Source organism: Bradyrhizobium sp. Leo78, from assembly GCF_059512425.1.
Genome location: NZ_JCAMOT010000021.1, coordinates 45,973 through 62,725, shown reverse-complemented (window position 1 = coordinate 62,725; position 16,753 = coordinate 45,973). Strand labels below are relative to the sequence as shown.

General features: G+C 62.9%; 14 protein-coding genes and 1 other RNA gene. 3 read left to right on the top strand and 12 right to left on the bottom strand.

The window, feature by feature from the left end; all coding sequences use genetic code 11:
• Positions 1-174: 174 nt before the first annotated feature.
• The 3 genes from AC5ZG1_RS24805 to AC5ZG1_RS24795 all read right to left on the bottom strand — a co-directional run bounded on the left by AC5ZG1_RS24805 (position 175) and on the right by AC5ZG1_RS24795 (position 4,316).
• Positions 175-1,734 carry an amidohydrolase family protein gene (locus AC5ZG1_RS24805; protein ID WP_496134337.1) on the bottom strand — a complete coding sequence of 520 codons (1,560 nt, stop codon included), beginning with the start codon at positions 1,732-1,734 and terminating at the stop codon, positions 175-177.
• 258 nt (positions 1,735-1,992) lie between these two features.
• On the bottom strand, positions 1,993-3,522 hold the full coding sequence (locus tag AC5ZG1_RS24800; RefSeq protein WP_496134336.1) for a hypothetical protein: 1,530 nt from the start codon (positions 3,520-3,522) through the stop codon (positions 1,993-1,995).
• A gap of 143 nt (positions 3,523-3,665) precedes the next feature.
• Positions 3,666-4,316 carry a LysE family translocator gene (locus AC5ZG1_RS24795; RefSeq protein WP_130226472.1) on the bottom strand — a complete coding sequence of 217 codons (651 nt, stop codon included), beginning with the start codon at positions 4,314-4,316 and terminating at the stop codon, positions 3,666-3,668.
• A 305-nt stretch (positions 4,317-4,621) separates the two neighbouring features.
• Between AC5ZG1_RS24795 and AC5ZG1_RS24790 the strand changes: the two genes are divergently transcribed.
• Positions 4,622-5,161, top strand: a complete 540-nt coding sequence (locus AC5ZG1_RS24790; RefSeq protein WP_496134335.1) for a hypothetical protein — start codon at positions 4,622-4,624, stop codon at positions 5,159-5,161.
• 272 nt (positions 5,162-5,433) lie between these two features.
• Entirely contained in the window at positions 5,434-6,183 is a 750-nt protein-coding gene (locus AC5ZG1_RS24785; protein ID WP_496134334.1) for a response regulator transcription factor, read from the top strand.
• Between the two features lie 21 nt (positions 6,184-6,204).
• On the opposite strand, the gene AC5ZG1_RS24780 is transcribed toward AC5ZG1_RS24785, so the two are convergent.
• From AC5ZG1_RS24780 to AC5ZG1_RS24740, 9 genes are all read right to left on the bottom strand, one after another.
• Positions 6,205-7,629 carry an HlyD family type I secretion periplasmic adaptor subunit gene (locus tag AC5ZG1_RS24780; RefSeq protein WP_496134333.1) on the bottom strand — a complete coding sequence of 475 codons (1,425 nt, stop codon included), beginning with the start codon at positions 7,627-7,629 and terminating at the stop codon, positions 6,205-6,207.
• Entirely contained in the window at positions 7,626-9,380 is a 1,755-nt protein-coding gene (locus tag AC5ZG1_RS24775; protein WP_496134377.1) for a type I secretion system permease/ATPase, read from the bottom strand. The genes AC5ZG1_RS24780 and AC5ZG1_RS24775 overlap by 4 nt, the downstream gene beginning before the upstream one ends.
• Before the next feature lie 122 nt (positions 9,381-9,502).
• Positions 9,503-9,961 carry a hypothetical protein gene (locus AC5ZG1_RS24770; RefSeq protein WP_130226475.1) on the bottom strand — a complete coding sequence of 153 codons (459 nt, stop codon included), beginning with the start codon at positions 9,959-9,961 and terminating at the stop codon, positions 9,503-9,505.
• 173 nt (positions 9,962-10,134) lie between these two features.
• Positions 10,135-11,523, bottom strand: a complete 1,389-nt coding sequence (locus AC5ZG1_RS24765) for a hypothetical protein (RefSeq protein WP_496134332.1) — start codon at positions 11,521-11,523, stop codon at positions 10,135-10,137.
• Positions 11,524-11,723: 200 nt separating this feature from the next.
• Positions 11,724-12,548, bottom strand: coding sequence for a TIGR00282 family metallophosphoesterase (locus tag AC5ZG1_RS24760; protein ID WP_496134331.1), 825 nt, complete (start codon positions 12,546-12,548; stop codon positions 11,724-11,726).
• Positions 12,549-12,554: 6 nt separating this feature from the next.
• A complete protein-coding gene (locus AC5ZG1_RS24755) occupies positions 12,555-13,130 on the bottom strand; it encodes a 5-formyltetrahydrofolate cyclo-ligase (RefSeq protein WP_496134330.1) in 576 nt (191 codons plus the stop codon).
• A 250-nt stretch (positions 13,131-13,380) separates the two neighbouring features.
• Positions 13,381-13,541: non-coding RNA, 6S RNA (gene ssrS / locus AC5ZG1_RS24750), on the bottom strand.
• 96 nt (positions 13,542-13,637) lie between these two features.
• A complete protein-coding gene (locus tag AC5ZG1_RS24745; RefSeq protein WP_028163718.1) occupies positions 13,638-14,021 on the bottom strand; it encodes a cell division protein ZapA in 384 nt (127 codons plus the stop codon).
• Complete coding sequence (locus AC5ZG1_RS24740) at positions 14,018-14,341, bottom strand: DUF4164 domain-containing protein (protein WP_028163719.1); 324 nt, start codon at positions 14,339-14,341, stop codon at positions 14,018-14,020. Before AC5ZG1_RS24740 ends, AC5ZG1_RS24745 begins: the two co-directional genes overlap by 4 nt.
• Positions 14,342-14,737: 396 nt before the next feature.
• Here AC5ZG1_RS24740 and tkt point away from each other — a divergent pair, with 396 nt between their 5' ends.
• The gene (tkt, locus tag AC5ZG1_RS24735) at positions 14,738-16,723 is read left to right on the top strand and encodes a transketolase (protein ID WP_496134329.1); all 1,986 of its coding nucleotides are present in this window, start codon (positions 14,738-14,740) and stop codon (positions 16,721-16,723) included.
• Positions 16,724-16,753 lie beyond the last annotated feature (30 nt).

Genomic DNA, 16,753 nt, shown 5'->3' with positions numbered 1-16,753 from the left:
CCCTGGGTTGCGCTTCACGCCACCTGGGCTACGAAACCGGTGTCCAATTCGCATCGACGCGAATTGGACGAAGGCAAGGCAATTCACAGCGAGCTTGTCGCGCCGCGAATCGTTGTCCCTCTCCAATTGACGGAGGTCTCCTCGGCAAAGGGGTGCCGAGTCCGGGATCATGCTCTACGCGGCGCGAACGTATCCGTAGCGCAGGTTCGAGGGTTCCTTGGCCCCCAAGGCGTACTCATTCTTGAGCGCCGCCAGGCGGTCCTCTGAAAAGGCTGGCATACTGCTATTGTCAGCGGCCCTCAGCTTGATCTTGTAGAACCTGGTCGCGTTGCCGGCGAAGATCTGCTGCTTGACGGCGCTGTTAGCGTCGCCGAGCGGCGCAAACCCGTACTTCTTCTGCATATCCTCCGGGATTTCGAGCCGGCGTAGCGCCTCGATCTGCCATTGCGGCGAGCCGTACCAAACCGAGTCGGTGCCCCACATCACATGATCCACGCCCATGCCCTTGATCAGCGTGCCGACCAGCGCGGCGCAGAATTTCGGATGCGCGACCGCCGAGTTGGCAAAGGACGTGCCTAGCTCGGCATAGACATTGGTGACGCCGAACTTCTGCGGGATTTCCGCAAGATCGGAGGCCCACTGGATGCGACCCGTTTGTTCGAAATCCACCCATGCCTTGTCCGGCAGCTCGAGGAACGCCCGCAGCGCCGAGTGATAGATCACGAAGTTCATCTGCGGCCAATCCTTGGCTGCCTTTCCGATGTCCCAAGCCGTCGCGTATTCCCAGACGCCGGCGAACGATTTCTCGTAATCGGGCGGCAGCAATCCCTTGTGGATGCACAGCGTGCTGATGCCTGCCTTCACCGCCTTTTCATAGAACGGATACATCACCTGCTCGTCGTCGAGCCGCCACGGGAACTTGGAAGGCGCCAGCGGATCGCCGATCGTATAGGACTTCCAGGAGTCCGGCTTGTAGACCTCGATCGCCTTGTCAACCTCCTCCATCCAGCCGGGCTGTTTGGGCGTTATGACGCTGTGCGCCAGCAGGCGCCGGGAGCCAGCGAAGCCGTTGATGAGTTCGCGCGCCTTGACGATCTGGTCGTTGGAGAGCAGCCACCAGCTCGGATCGTCGAACGGTGCTCCGCTTAAGAGAGCCATATTGGTGTCGCTGTCGTAATAGATCTCTTTAACGTAGTTCTGGAACTTGTACCGGGCGAGCGACGACACGCCTTCCTCCTTCATCTTCGGATTCCAGTGGTCACTCGCAAATTGCGCTAGTCCCAACAGCTCCTTGTGGTCGAAGTCGTCGCGGACAAAGTGGGTCTGAACGTCAAAGATGAACTGCTCGGCAAGGTTTTGCGCCCGGGCAAGCATCAAATCGGGTTCGCGGGCCTCGGCCGGCGCGACTTGAAAGACGTTACCGTAGACATCGTTCATGGCTAGAAAGGCCGCGGCCATGCCGCAGCTCGTGTGCAGGAACTGCCGGCGGCTCAGGCCCAGCCGTTTGCCGTTAGAATCAGCAAGCTCGTTGATTCGAGTTTCAACCTTTTTCTGAAGGGCGCTCTGCGGGGGCGGGAGATACTCGCCGTTTGATACGATCTGGGTAGGAATCGGCGTCGCCGCCGATGCCGCTTCAGCGCCGGCAACGAGGCGCTGCTCTCGTTCACTTAGCCAAGTGCTCATCATTCTCCCTCCCCGGCTATGTTGGCATGCACCAATGCCGATTGCGCTCATTCGGCCGAGCGCTTGGCTTGCGATCTACGAAAGGCAAATGCGCTCGGCATACGGCGTTCTGTCCGCATCGCGTGATCAGAACAGAAAGACTGCTTGAGAATTTGATGGGATCAGCGGCACCCGTTTAGGTAGCTTAGCTAATGGACTCAACGCCCAAACTCGTATCAGCGCAAGCGATGTAATTCGGCAGCTTCGCTGTCCCAACGCTTCGTCGTCCCCGTTGCTGCGAGCGAGCGCAGCGGATTGCTACGATGCCTATCAGCCGCTCCTCGGGCCGGAACGCATCGCACGTCTGATCGTCGCGGCGGCGACCGCGCGATCGGCCATCAGTGTCTCAGTCGGTTCGACGGCGAACAGCGACAGCATGAGGCCCACCATCGGCACTGCGGGAATCAGATATCGCGAGACGTCGAGAGTGTGAGCGGCGGCGGCGGTCGCGATCGAAGCCGCCCACATCACGACCACGATGCCTGCGCGCGTCACGAAAGCTGGCCGCCGACGCCGCACGGCTGCCACCGTCCAGAACATGACGGCGATAACGAAGGCAGCGGACAATGCCTTGGACAGATAGGCGGAAGTTACAGGGAAGTCGGACAATAGGCCGATCCGAACCGGTCCGCCTTGCAGATCGTTCGGCTCGGCCGCCCGGCCGTGCCCCGCCATGATCTCGGACACGTGCGACACGTCGTCGCTGGACACTGGTATGAAAGGCTCGAGTCCATAAGGCGGCCATGCCGACGAAAAGCCATAGGCCATCTGACGAATGAACTTGCCTGCGTAGACCAGCGGCCGATCGCGCGCGGCGGCCAGGAAGATCCGCCAATAGGCTGCCGTTGCCCCGACGGCATGTCCGGTCGTGTCGGCGAAATCCCGATCCAGTTCGCTGTCGAACAGGCACGCGTCGCCAAAGAACCCGAGTACGGGCCAGCGGCCCGACTCCGCGGCGAAGTCGGTGGCAAGCCGCGCCATTGTGGCATCGGCGCGGTCGCCTGCCGCCGATACGATCTCACCTCGCGCGGCATCGCTTGCGAGCACGATGTTCAGGTGATTGCAGAACAGTGTCTTGGGGACGAACACGGCCGAGGCTTGGTCGGAGTTGGAAGCTCCGAACCGTGAGCCGGCAAGGAGAAGCGCCAGCGCCGCCGCGACGGAAATGGCCATCACGGCAAGGCGCGCGGGCGTCTTCGGCCGGACAAGGCAGGCGCCCACCAGGATGGCGGCGATCGGGACGAGGAGTCCCTGCGATCTCAAGCACGCTGCGATCGCCGCGCACAGGATGGAAGCGACGACCGCGCAGCATCGCGCCGCCCCGTCGATGCAGGTGGCAACGAGCAATCCGGCTGTTGCCAGGTTGAGGAAGACCGCAAAGAGAAGGTCCGCGGTGAGGACGTTCGTGAACAGCAACAAGCCCGGATACGTCGCGACCAGTATGATCGGAACCAGCCCGACGGCACTGCGCGTCGCCGCCTGCGCGGTTATCGCAAGCGCCAGCATCAGAACGGCCCAGGCCGCCTGCTGCAGGCGCACCACCGTTCCGAGGTCGCCTCCGAACGCGAACGTCACGGCCAGGAATGCCGGGTAGCCCGGGTCACGCCCACCCGTCACGGTCGGCCGTCCTGCCTCAAGCGTGCGCAGCGCAGATTCCACGAACGGCGGCGTGTCACCCCAGATGACCGGGACCGCCGGCCTGAACGACACGAGAATTACCAAGAGGAGTGCGGCCCACGCCAGCGCGGCCCATGGCGGCCACGGCGACCCGACGCCGAAGGAGATGGCTCCGCCCTTCATACGCGCTGGAGCTTTTTGGTCGGACCGCACGATCACCGTCCACACGGGATAAGACCCGCCCCGGCGTCATGCTAGACCAGGACGCGCTACATCACCATCGACCCTCAGCAGTGGCACGTCATGAAAGCAGCGCAGCCCGGCAATCAATTGGCCGGACGCTTCGCCAGCACGAGGCCGATGCCCAGCGCGACCATCGCAGCTCCCGATGCCTCTCGCAGGCGGCGAATCAACGCGGGACGCGCTGCTGCGCCTTGGCGGATGCGACTCGCGGCGAAGGCGACCACGATGTCGGCGAGGGTGTTGAGCGCGACCGACACGAAGCCAAGCATCACGAACTGCAAAGCGACGTGGCCTGCGCTCGGGGTCACGAATTGCGGAACGAAGGCAAGGAAGAAGGCTGCGGTCTTCGGGTTCAGCGCCTCGACCAGCACTCCTTCGCGAAACGCCCGTCGCGGCCCGATCGGCGGTGCCGCTGGTCCCCCCTTCAAATCTGGCGATGCGTCCCTGCGGGCCGACAGAAGAGTGCGAAGGCCTATCCAGATCAGATAGGCGGCACCGATCAGCTTCAGCGCTGTGAACAGTTCCGCACTCGCGAGCACGATAGCGGAAACGCCCAAGCCGCCCGCGACGACGTGGACCATGCCGCCCAATCCGGTGCCAAAGCTGGAAGCCACGCCTTCCGCACGGCCGCCAGCGAGGGTGCGTGCAGCGACGTAGAAGATGCCCGGACCGGGCGTGACGGCGAGCACCAAGGCCGCGGCGAAGAAAAGCGCGAATTGAGTCAGATCTGGCATGATCGTGAGTTTTACAGCATCACGGGCCTAGCGCCCAGAGCGCAGATCCTGATCGAACGTCCCACGGATCTCGCGCAGCAGATCATGCGCTTTGTGCCTCCTCGCTCCCGACATATTTCCTCGCTGCGTTAACCATGCACGAGCGCGGCTGAGCAATGGTTCGACGCTTAATGCGCGCTTAACGCTTTTGCGGGACACATAGAGGATCAGCGCAAAATCAAGTCGCAAGAAGTGCGAGTGGAAGTCTGCCCTACCCCGAGGAGGGGGATTGCATGGGACTGCTTCTCATTGGCTTGGTGGCAGGAATGCTGATCGGCTATGGCATGCCTCCGTCTACCCAGGCGAGCTTGCAGATGTGCGGGTCGAAAATCTGTTTCGATGGGAGCGTGCCACCTCAGGCGGAGCCGAAGGCGAGCGCGCCCACGCCCGATACTGCGGCGAAGGCAACGAAGGCTGCAACGGCGGCGAAGCCAGAGAAGCGATCACCGCCCCGTCGGGACACAAGGGTTCCGCGTGGCAAGAACCCGCCGCCGAAGGCGATGGAAGACCGCGCCGCGGCTGCCGGGACATCCGAGGCCGTCCTGAGCAAGGCGAAGATGTCGGTCGCAGCAAAAATGGAAGATCCGGCGTCGGCCGAGTTCACGGACGCGAAGCGGGCAATCAGGAAGAATACGCTGGGGCGGTCGGTGGACACGATCTGTGGTCATGTCAGGGGAAAAAAGGCGTCGGGCGAGGACACCGGGGAGAAGCCATTTTTGTATCTCGTGAAGGAGGATGACGTCTACGTCGTCGACGGCAAAGCGAACTCAGCCGCGGCGATCGCATATCGGAATATTTGTAACTGAAGCGTGACACCGGGAAAGCGGATACCGGTGACCAACGTGCGCGTTCGATCGGCCAGAGGCTTGTGCCAAAGGCCGGTTGCGCGACGCTGGATCATGATCCGATTAGACGGAATCGGATCATGATCTCATCTCTTTGTTTGAGCATGATCTTCCTGCGCAAACGCTTTGCGTTTGTCGCAGGGAAAACCGGTTTCCACTTTTCCGAATCATGCTCTCGTCATTGGCATGGAAATGATTGGGGTAGGGCGGCAATTCCTTCAATTGAGGATATTATGGACGACCTTGTCTCTGCTGCAGAGCGGCTCAACGGATCGCTGCCGTTGCCGGTCCTGCTCATCATCGATCCGCTCACGCTGGCGCGGACCTGCATTCTGCACATTCTCAGACAGGAGCTGAGCGGATTCGAAATCGTCGAGATGGCCACGACCGACAATCTCGGCTGCGCCACGGGACGCGACGTTCGGCTGGCAACGCTCAGCATCGGGGACAAATCGGTGGCGGATCCCTCCGTCGCCGGCGACCTCGCGCTGCTCGCCGATTGCTGCCCTAACGCCTCGATCGCCCTGTTCTGCAACCGGGACGACGAAGCCACCGCGCTTGCAGCCCTGCATCGGGGCATCAAAGGCTTTTTTCCGACCTCGATCCCGGTCGAGCTCGCTGTCGCCGGCTTGCGTCTTGTTCTCGCCGGCGGCGTCTACAGACCGCTTTCAATTGAAGGGCAGGACGGGTCCTCTAGCTGCGAACCGATCTACCATAGCCCGTTGGCGCCGATATATCTGGCAAACAAGGACCAGATCGAATTCACGCCTCGCGAGCAACACGTGCTTGCGGAATTGGAGCTCGGCCTGCCTAACAAGCTGATCGCCGCCAAACTGAAGCTTTCGGAAAACACGGTGAAGATGCACATTCACCACATCATGCGGAAGTGTGCCGCCCGCAATCGGACCGAGGCCGTGCTGCGCTGGCGCGCAAGATCGACCGTTCACCGCGGACCGGAGCCCGGCGCATTCTCGTCATCCTGATCTGACTATTCCTGCCGTCGCTCAGTCTTCACTGAAGGCGGTGTGGAAGCTGTCGAGCAGAGGCCGCAAGGCGTAGATCGCCACGGTGCCGCGCCCGGTTGTGATGAACACCTGGGCCGGCATTCCCGGAATGATCTTCAAGCCATTCTCCACGATCTTGGAATCCTGGACGCGGATTTTCGTCGCGTAGTATGGCTGGTCGGTGCGCTTGTCGAGCAATCGATCGGCCGATACGTGCATCACCGTTCCCTTGAGACGCGGGACGCGACGTTGATTGTAGGGCAAGAGGTGTACGTCGGCGTTCAGCCCCGGATGAACCACGTCGATGTCCTCCGGCTTCAGGCGCGCGATCACGACCAGCCTGTCCTGCCGGGGCACCAGATCCATCAGCGCGGCGCCGGCGCCGATCACGCCGCCTGGCGTATGAACCCGCAGGTCGGTTATCACCCCGTCCTCGGGTGCCTTGACCTCCGTTCGGGACAATTGGTCCTGCGCCGCCAGCAATTTTTCGCGCAATTGAAAGCCCTGGTTCTGCGCCTCGCGCAATGACTGTGCGATCTCGTTCTGCCGGTCGCTCTCGAGCTTCAGGAGCGTCGCCTGCGATTCGCTGATCACCTGCTTGGCGCGCGAAATATGCGCAATGATCTCGCCGCGCCGTCCCTCGATATCGGCCAGCTCCCGCTCGAGGTTCAACAGGCGCGGACGGCGCTCGAGTCCCTTGTTGACCAGGATGGTCACCATGTCGAGCTCTTCGCGCACGATCGCGGCGCGCTGCGCCACCGCGTCCTCCTGCGACTTGAGCCCCTCGATCTCCTTTGCGACCTGAAGCCGTTTTTCCCTGAGGATGGTGGCCTGGGACTGGAACACCTGCCGGCGCGTTTCAAAGATGTTCTGCTGTGCCGCCAGCACCGAATCGACCGAGCCGCTCGTGCTTCGGATCCTGTCGAGCCATGTCGGAAACGAGATCTGCTCCTGCCCCTGCTGCTCGGCCAGAAGCCTTGCCTCGCGTGCGGCCGCGTCCCACAACTGCCCCTGCAGGCTTTGCACCTCGGCGCGGGCCCTGGTGTCATCGAGCGCGATCAGCGTCTGTCCCGCACTCACGGCGTCGCCGTCGGCGACCAATATTTTCCTGATGATGCCGCCCTCGAGGTGCTGGATCGTCTTCCGGCTCGATTCCGATTCGACCACGCCGGACGCGATCGCCGCGCTTTCAAGCGGAGCAAAGGCCGACCAGATTCCCAGACCCAGCACAAAGCCGACGACCAATAGATTGCCGGCCAGGGTGACGTGGCCGAGCCTGTAGCGCGGCGAGGCTTGCGTCGGCGCCGGGCACCAGGGAAACTGCCGCGGCTCGAATTCGTCGATCGCGGTGATCACGACGCCGCTCTCGCGCTTCGGCAGGAGCGCGGGCGGCAACCGCACGAGGGCTCGGAGGTTTGCGATCATGGGAGAGCCGTTTCCTGCGATGCCACTTGGGAAGCCACTTGCGGCCGGCTCAAATACCGCTCGAAGATATCCTCGCTCTCGCCGAACGCCGTGACCGCGCCGTCCTGCATGATGGCGATCTTGTCCGTCGCCGCGAGGATGCCCATCCGGTGCGTGACGATGACCACCGTGACGCTGGCGATCTTCAGTTGTTCGATAGCATCCAGCAGCACCCGCTCGCCGGTGTAGTCCAGGCTGGCATTCGGCTCATCCAGCACGACCAGCCGCGGCTCGCCAAAAAATGCCCGCGCCAGCCCCAGGCGCTGGCGAAATCCGCGCGAGAATATGCCGCCGTCATTGGCGACGACGGTATCGTATCCCAGCGGCAGCCGCAGGATACTCTCGTGAATCCCGGCGAGCTTGGCGGCATGTATGACCTTTGGCAGATCGGCGTCGTCCAGTCGGGCGATGATATCCTTGATCGTCTCTCCGACGAGATCGATGTCCTGCGGCAAATAGCCGAGGTAACGGCCCTGCCGCCCTCCGCGCAGGGCCGAGATGTCGGTCTCGCCGAGCAGGACGCGCCCCTGCCCCGGCAACAAGATTCCGGCAATGATGCCTGCGAGTGTGGACTTGCCGGAGCCGGACGGACCGATGATGCCGAGGCACTCTCCGCGTGCGAGACGGAACGAGATGGTCTTGATGGGAAACCACTCGCCTTCCGAAATCTTCGCGCCGATATTGTCGACGACAAGATCGCCCGTCGACTGTTCCGGCAGACTGTCCGTGTTTTCGGTCGTAGGTGGAACGGCGGCAAGGACGTTGGTCAGCCGCTGATAGGCATCCAGCGCTCTCTTCAGCGCTTTCCAGCTTGCAACGGCGCCTTCGACCGGCGCCAGCGCCCGGCTGAACATCAGCATCGTGACAAAGATGATCGCCGCGCTCTTGCCGTGATCGAGGACGAGCCACGCGGCTGCGCCCATGATGAGAACTTGCGCCAATGAACGCGTCGGCTTGGCGATCAGCATGATGATCTCGTTCCGCCGCTGCGCCAGGTCGTGCTCGCTTTGCGCGTTGCGCGCATCCACGTAGACCCGGCGCGCCACGTCGTCCAGCATTCCCATGCTGCGGATCAGGTGAACGTGGCCTGCGACCATCGCAAGGCGGCCGTAACTTCTGGACAGGGCGATCGCGGATTTCGCCAGCGCGCTTTCGGTGAGAAGATCGCCGACCACCGTGAGGCCGAACAGAAACAGCACGCTGCAGGCGCCAATGCCTCCAAGCAATGGATGCACGAAAAACAGCACGGCGAGGAATGGCGGAATCCAGAGCGCATCGAGCAGCGTCAGGGACGCGCCTGACTCGACGAACTGACGCACGGCCGTGAGATCGCGATAGGCATCCGAAGCGCGTGCTGAATCGTTACGAAACGCATGATCAAGGCAGGCGGAGAGCACGGTGGGCCGAAGCCGGTCTTCCAGCCAGGCACCCAGGCGCACCAGGACCGAGCGACGCAGCGCGTCAAGCACTCCGCCCACCACAACCGTGAGTGCAACGATCAAAGTGAGCATCAGGAGCGTTTCATTGCTCCGGCTCGGCAGCACGCGATCGTAGATCTGGAGCAGATAGATCGAGGGAGCGAACAGCAGCAGATTGTAGCTGCAGCTATAGGCGAGCACGATGGCGAGCGAGCCTGCGCAGGTCCGCAGCGCCGCCTGCAACGGCGTCCAGGGCGTCTGCAGCAGACTGAACCGAAGCAGCGGCACCAGCATGATCGTCACCGCCAGAGCTTCAAGGCTTGACCTTTTGCGCGGATCGTTTTGCGGGAGATCTGAGGCCGGCGGCATGGACCGCCGGCCTCAGCCGCCTCAATGAGGCCGCCGATCAGAAAGTACTAACCAATATGCACGTCAACGTCGCCGCCCATGCCGAGGTTGTCACTCCCGCCATTGCCGCCGATGCCCGCCGCGACTTCCTGGTGCATGTCCGCCTTCAGGTAGTTCGACTGATGCGCCGTCGTGTTGGCATACACCTTGGACGTGTCGTACCCGCTGGACGAGCTCTGATCGCCGTTCGACTTGGCGTCGCCGCCATAAGCCTTCGAGTACTTCGACGCCTTGGCGTCACCGCCGTCGGCATCCCAGGATGCCTTTTGACTGACGTAGTCGCCCGTCTTCACGTGTACGTCGGCACCATCGGCCTTGTTCGACGGATCGAACTTGATCGATGGTGAATTGCTGATGCTTCCCTTGAAGTAGCCGTCGCCGCCGTTTCCGACGCTCTGACCGCCTGTGTTGATTGACTTGAAGTCGATCGAATCGGAAACCTTGAGAAATCCCTTGCCTTTCGACATTTGAGCCTCCGTGCTGAGTTTACCTCGCGCGACATTCCTCCCTGTCCTGGAAGCGGATGCGCGATGCGAGTTTGTCCGCCGACGACGGGCCCGCGATAGATGCCAAATGGGATGTCATTCGATTCCGCGGACTACGCCCGAAAGGATTACATGCCCTATCGAAATTCGGCGCCCTATCCGATCAGATGAAGATCGGACAACAGATGCATCGCGACGTCGCCGCCCAGCGCAAGATTGTCGTGGCCGCCGTTGCCGCCGATTCCGGCGATCTGAACCGCGCTCTGATCGATATGGACATTGTTGATCTGATCCGCCTCGGCTGTCGAATGCGGCCCGGCGATGGCGATGTTGATGGGAGCATAGATCGCGACGCTGACGTCGATGAGACTGCCGGAGAAATGGCCGCTGCCGCCGTTGCCCGCGCTGTTGTGTCCGGTTGCGATCGCATTGGAGCCGCCGCCCAGGAGCGCAGAGATGAGCGCTGCGCTGCCGCCCGCCGCGACATTGCCGCTGCCGCCGTCGCCCCCGCTGCCGGCCATCTGGAACGAGGACTGATCGAGATGCACGTCGTTGAGCTGGTATGCCTGGTTGGTGGAATTATATCCGGCGATCGAGATGTTGACGGGATCATAGACAGCGACGGACTTGTGGACGAGGTCGCCATGAAATTGGCCATCGCCGCCGTTGCCGGCCTGATTGCCGCCGGTGTCGATTGAACCTTGTCCGTTGCCGTTGGATTGACCATGAACGGATACGTCGCCACTGCCTGCGGCATTGCCGTTTCCGCCCTGCCCGCCGATCCCTGCGATCTGCACAGCGGACTGATCGATCTCGACCGTGTTCGACTGGCTCGCATGCACGCTGCCGCCGGGCGCCGCAAACGCGAAGTTGACGGGATGGTAGATGACGACGGGCGCATCCAGCAGCGTTCCAAGGAAATGACCGTCGCCGCCGTTGCCGGCGTGATTGTCGCCTGTCGTGATCCCACTGGCGCCGAAGGAAGAGAGGTCGACGTTTCCGCCCGCGGCCATGTTACCGTCGCCGCCATTGCCTCCGATGCCGGCCATCTGCAGCGCGGACTGGTTGATATCAACATCGTTGGTCTGCTCGGCGATGGCGATTGAACCATATCCCACGGATACCGCGACGTTGCTCGGCTGATAGATCACCAGGGAGGCGTGAATGATGCCGCCATAGAAAAATCCGTCGCCGCCGTTGCCGGCCTCGTTCGCTCCTGTATCGATCGTGCCAGTATTGCTGTTACCCGAATTGGATTGGTGCGCGGGAGCGCCGCCGAACTGATCGGCGTTATTGGGCTGGTGGACATCCGCGTTGCCATGAAGGCTGCCGCCTCCATCTCCAGTCGAATCGAGAGACGGGACGGACGCATTAGATGGCGAGCCGAACGAGGAGCCGCCGGCGCCGTCATGGCTATCGGCCGTAAGATGATGCAAACGGGCCGGCGAGAACTTGGTACCGTACGCGGGATCTCCATCATCCCAAGGATAATGCTGCGGCTGATCATGCAGCCGGATGCTGTCCGACATCCAATCGAACTTCATAGTCGCCTCCCTGGCGGGATCGCTCCGCGCAACGCGACGGACCACTCCCGACCGTGAGGCAATGTCACGCCGTATGCGTGAAAAGCCGAGCCATCAATTCGGATGCAACATTTCGGGTGAGATTGTACAAACGAAATCGGGTCGAAGAGGCGGTATCGCGCACGTTAGCGCACCCCATTCGCAGTCGACGCGTTCTTGAACTAGCCCACCCAAAAACCCGGCAGAGCCGGCTCGAGTCGTCCACCGACGCGTACCGGCGCGACGCGGAGCGCGAGGCCGGTGGCGTCGTCGGTTTCCACCGCAACCCCGCTCAGCGTCGCTTCGCCGGCGGCCGGCTCAAAGCGGCCGGAGGGGATGCCGGTTTGGAAGCGCTGCAGCGGCTCTTCCTTCTGCATGCCGATGATGGAATCGTAGTCACCGGTCATGCCGGCGTCGGTCATATAGGCGGTGCCGCCGGGCAGCACCTGGTGATCGGCGGTGGGCACATGGGTGTGGGTGCCGACCACGAGGCTGACGCGGCCATCGCAGAAGAAGCCCATGCCCTGCTTCTCGGAGGTCGCCTCGCCGTGGAAATCCACCACGATCGCGTCCGCTGCCTGCCGCAGCGGACAGGCCTCGAGTTCGCGCTCGACCGCGGCGAAGGGATCGTTGGAGGGCTCCATGAAGACGCGGCCGATCGCGTTGATGACGAGCGCACGCTTGCCGTTCTTGGTGTCGACGAGCGTGGCGCCGCGGCCCGGCGCGTGCCGCGGAAAGTTGAGCGGGCGGATCAGGCGCGGGGCGCGCTCGATGAACACCAGCGCTTCCTTTTGATTCCACGCATGGTTGCCGAGCGTGATCGCGTCGGCCCCGGCATCCAGGAAGTCCTGGTAGATGGCCTCGGTGATGCCGAAGCCGCCGGCGGCATTCTCGCCATTGACGATGACGAGATCGAGCGACCAGTCACGGATCATGCCGGGAAGATGTTCTAAGATGGCGGTGCGGCCGGTCTTGCCGACGACATCACCGACGAAGAGGATACGCAAATTCAGCTACTCCCGGAAATCGAACGCCTTGCGCTCCGTTAGCACATAATCAAGCGCGACGTCGTGCGACAAAGCCGGAACCGCCTTGATTTCCTGCACCGCAAAGCCAAGCCCGATGCCGATCACGTGCTTGGTCTTGCGCAGATGGGTGAAGGTGAAGTCGTAATAGCCGGCGCCATAGCCGATCCGGTGACCGACCCGGTCGAAAGCGGCGAGCGGCACCAGCATGATGTCGGGGATCAGCTCGGCCGCAACCGGCGACGGCTCGGGGATACCGAGCGAACCAAGCGTCAGCCGGTCGCCCTTGGCCCAGGCGCGGAATAGCAGGGAATGGCCGCGCGCGGTGACCGCCGGCAGCGCAAGCTGTGCGCCCTGCTCGGCGAGCTTCAGCATCAGCGGCATCGGATCGATCTCGCTGCGGATCGGGGAATAGCCGGAGACGATCGTGCCCTGCGCGATCTCAAACGGGAGTCCGCGCTTGGCGATCTTCGCGGCGGCAGCAGTGCGCTCCTCTTCGCTCAGCGCATCACGTCGGGTGAGCGCGGCGCTGCGGAGCTCAGCCTTCGGAGAGATCGCGCGCATGATGTCTTGCTCCACGGTCACCACCCGCTAAGGCGGGTGATCCAGTATTCCAGAGCCGTCAGAGCGTTTTCAAGCGAAGTGGATACCGGTTCGCGTAAAGAAAACGCGTCAAACAAAAATGAAGAGCTTCGGATCAATCAGAACCGATGCTCCAGTGATCAACCTGCGAAGCCGCGGCGTACTGGATACCCCGCTTTCCGGGGTATGACCGACGCCGGGTACCCGTGAACATCGCATGCAAAAAACAAAGCGCGAAGCCGCAGAGGCCGTTGGAGCGCTCGATCCCGGAGTTCCCTACGAAAGTAGGTGGGCACCATATGTCCGGGTCCACGGACCCGGCCAGGGACAGTTCCCTAAAGGATCGATAAGGCCCCGGGGATATATGGCTCCTGACGCGCAACGCAGCTTCGCAGGGGCTAATGTAGCGATGCGCGCGGCGTTCCGCCAGCGGGAATGGATTTCGGGTGGACGTTACCCTCACCTGAAAGGGGAGGGTAAGACAGCGGGCTAGCCGATCGCGATACCGCCGCCGATGGTGCGGTTGAGCACCTGCGTGGTTTTCTCGATCCGCTCAGCGGCGGCGTTGAGTGCGTTCGAGATCGCGACTTGCGTGGCGCGGGCGCGATCGACCGCCGCAGCGCCGGAGTCGCGCAAGGATTCGATTTCCTGCTCCAGGCTGCGGATGCGTGCGCCGGCGTCGACCAGTTCGTCGCAGGCGGTGAGCGCCGCCATCACGGTCAGGCGCGCATCGCCGATCTCACCGAACTTGCCGCGCAGCGATTCGATGCGCGATTCAAGGTTCTCCGCGAGCTTCAAGAGACGAACTTCCTGCCCCTCTTCGCACGCCATGCGGTATTGCCGGCCGTTGATGGTGACGTTGATGTGACTCATCGCGTGTTCTCCTCGCCATCAAGCACGGCGCGGATGGTGCCGATTGCCGCATCCAGCTTCTCGGCGATCTCGCGATTGGTGCGCTCGAGCTTGCGCGTCTTCACCAATGAGCTATCGAGCTCGTCCGCAAGCCGCGAGCGATCGGCACCGAGCGCCTGGATCCGGCTCGCCAGTTCGTTCTCGTCGCGGTCAGCCTCGCGCCGCCGCTCAACGGCGCTTTCCAGAGCATCCAGCGCCGCCATCAGCCGCCGTGTGGCGGCGTCGACGTCGGCGATAGCGGGCTCGGCATTGGCAGCCGCGTTGGTGGAACGATCGCTCATACGAGACAACGTACATCCTCGATGGCGTGGCCGTCCGCGAATCCTTGCGGTTCGGCAAGCGCTTAGGCGATGAAATTTACGTGGTGAGCGAGGCCGGCGCAACGCCGCCGGTAAACTATGCACCGATAGATGGAGCCGCCCCGGGGGTCGCACCTGTCGGTTTTACCCAGGCCCGTCCGCTCGGGAAACCGGCGCTTAGGGGGTTCGTGCCCCCTTCGGCCGGACACACCGGAGGCAACTTTGCGGCCGAAAGCGCGTTTCCTTGCCTTCGACTTCCCTTGGACTTCCGGAATTGAGGTGCTATCCAGCCTTTCCCCGTGCCTACCACCCGCATATGGCGGCCCTCCGGGCAGCGCGCATGCAAGCCAAGCCTCTCATTTCAGACGGATTTTCATCATGACGCAAGTCGATCACACCCGTATGGCCAACGCCATTCGTGGGCTCGCAATGGATGCGGTCGAGAAGGCGAAATCCGGCCATCCCGGGCTGCCGATGGGTGCGGCCGACGTCGCGACCGTCCTGTTTACACAGTTTCTGAAATTCGATGCGGCCGACCCGGCCTGGCCGGACCGCGACCGCTTCGTGCTCTCGGCCGGCCACGGCTCGATGCTGCTCTATTCGCTGTTGTACCTCACGGGCAACAAGGACATGACGCTCGACCATCTCAAGCACTTCCGTCAATTGGGTTCGCTGACGCCGGGGCATCCGGAGAACTTCCACACCAAGGGCATCGAGACCACCACCGGCCCGCTCGGCCAGGGCATCTCGACGGCGGTCGGCATGGCGGTCGCGGAGAAGATGCTCGCTGCCGAATTCGGCAAGAAGATCGTCAACCATCACACCTACGTGCTCGCCTCTGACGGCGACCTGATGGAAGGCGTGTCGCAGGAAGCGATCGCGCTCGCCGGCCACTGGCGGCTCAACAAGATGATCGTGCTCTATGACGACAACGGCATCTCGATCGACGGCCCGACATCGCTTGCGGATTCCGTCGACCAGGTGAAGCGATTCAAGTCGGCGGGCTGGGCCGCCGAGCACATTAACGGCCAGGATCAGAAAGCGATCGCGGACGCGATTGCGCGCGCGCAGAAATCGAGCAAGCCGACGCTGATCGCCTGCAAGACCACGATCGGCTACGGCGCGCCGACCAAGGCCGGCACCAACAAAGTCCATGGCGAAGCGCTCGGCGCCGACGAACTGAAGGCCGCCAAGGAAAAGCTCGGCATCTCGCTCGAACCGTTCTCGGTGCCCGATGACGTGCTGAAGGCCTGGCGCGAAGCGGGTGCGCGCGGCGCGGCGGAGCGCCAGGAGTGGGACGCGCGCTACGCCGAGCTCGGCAGCCGCAAGCGCGCGGAATTCGAGCGCCGGCTGCGGCACGAACGGCCGGCGTCGCTGGCGAAGGCGCTGAAGGGACACAAGAAGGCGCTGCTCGAAAACCCGCTCAACGTCGCGACCCGCAAATCGTCGGAGGCCGCGATCGAGGTGATCGCCGCCGCGATGCCGATGGAATTTCTGGCCGGCTCAGCCGACCTCACCGGCTCCAACAACAACAAGGCGAAATCGGCGGTCAACTTCTCCGCCAAGACGCCGAAGGGCCGCTTCATCCACTACGGCATCCGCGAGCACGGCATGGCCGCGGCGATGAACGGCATCTTCCTGCACGGCGGCTTTGCGCCGAACGGCGCCACCTTCCTGGTGTTCACCGACTATGCGCGGCCGGCGATGCGACTTGCGGCGTTGATGGGCACCGGCGTCGTCTATGTCATGACGCACGACTCGATCGGGCTCGGCGAAGACGGCCCGACGCACCAGCCGGTGGAGCATCTCTCGGCGCTGCGCGCCATTCCCAACATGCGCGTGTTCCGCCCCTGCGATGCCGTCGAGGTTGCAGAATGCTGGGAGCTCGCGCTGAACCGGATCGACGGCCCGACGGTGCTGGCGCTGACGCGACAGAACCTGCCGCAGCTTCGAACCACCGCGCCTGCCGACAATCCGTGCAGCCATGGCGCCTATGAGCTGGTCGCGGCGCAAGGTGACGCAAAAGTGTCATTCTTCGCCTCCGGTTCCGAAGTTCAGATCGCTGTCGACGCGCAGAAACAGCTCGCGGAACGCGGCATCCCGTCGCGGGTTGTGTCGGTGCCTTCGCTCGAATTGTTGCTGGCGCAGCCGGAAGAGCGGAAAAAGGCCATCATCGGCAACGCGCCGATCAAGATCGCGATCGAGGCGGCCGTGCGCTGGGGTTGGGATGCCGTGATCGGCCAGGACGGCGAGTTCATAGGCATGCACGGTTTCGGCGCCAGCGCGCCTGCCAAGGACCTTTTCAAGCATTTCGGAATTACCGCCGAGGCCGCCGTTAACGCTGCCCTGAAGCGCGTCGGCTAGCGGTTGAGCTTGCCCCGAAAAAGGACTAGG

Bases quoted from the DNA above. Each gene is read 5' to 3' on its own strand.
- AC5ZG1_RS24790 (WP_496134335.1), top strand. From the start codon at position 4,622: ATGCTGATCGGCTATGGCATGCCTCCGTCTACCCAGGCGAGCTTGCAG.
- AC5ZG1_RS24745 (WP_028163718.1), bottom strand. From the start codon at position 14,021: ATGAGTCACATCAACGTCACCATCAACGGCCGGCAATACCGCATGGCG.
- tkt (WP_496134329.1), top strand. From the start codon at position 14,738: ATGACGCAAGTCGATCACACCCGTATGGCCAACGCCATTCGTGGGCTC.
- AC5ZG1_RS24785 (WP_496134334.1), top strand. From the start codon at position 5,434: ATGGACGACCTTGTCTCTGCTGCAGAGCGGCTCAACGGATCGCTGCCG.
- AC5ZG1_RS24755 (WP_496134330.1), bottom strand. From the start codon at position 13,130: ATGCGCGCGATCTCTCCGAAGGCTGAGCTCCGCAGCGCCGCGCTCACC.
- AC5ZG1_RS24775 (WP_496134377.1), bottom strand. From the start codon at position 9,380: ATGCTGGTGCCGCTGCTTCGGTTCAGTCTGCTGCAGACGCCCTGGACG.
- AC5ZG1_RS24800 (WP_496134336.1), bottom strand. From the start codon at position 3,522: ATGAAGGGCGGAGCCATCTCCTTCGGCGTCGGGTCGCCGTGGCCGCCA.
- AC5ZG1_RS24805 (WP_496134337.1), bottom strand. From the start codon at position 1,734: ATGAGCGCAATCGGCATTGGTGCATGCCAACATAGCCGGGGAGGGAGA.
- AC5ZG1_RS24740 (WP_028163719.1), bottom strand. From the start codon at position 14,341: ATGAGCGATCGTTCCACCAACGCGGCTGCCAATGCCGAGCCCGCTATC.
- AC5ZG1_RS24795 (WP_130226472.1), bottom strand. From the start codon at position 4,316: ATGCCAGATCTGACTCAATTCGCGCTTTTCTTCGCCGCGGCCTTGGTG.
- AC5ZG1_RS24780 (WP_496134333.1), bottom strand. From the start codon at position 7,629: ATGATCGCAAACCTCCGAGCCCTCGTGCGGTTGCCGCCCGCGCTCCTG.
- AC5ZG1_RS24770 (WP_130226475.1), bottom strand. From the start codon at position 9,961: ATGTCGAAAGGCAAGGGATTTCTCAAGGTTTCCGATTCGATCGACTTC.
- AC5ZG1_RS24765 (WP_496134332.1), bottom strand. From the start codon at position 11,523: ATGAAGTTCGATTGGATGTCGGACAGCATCCGGCTGCATGATCAGCCG.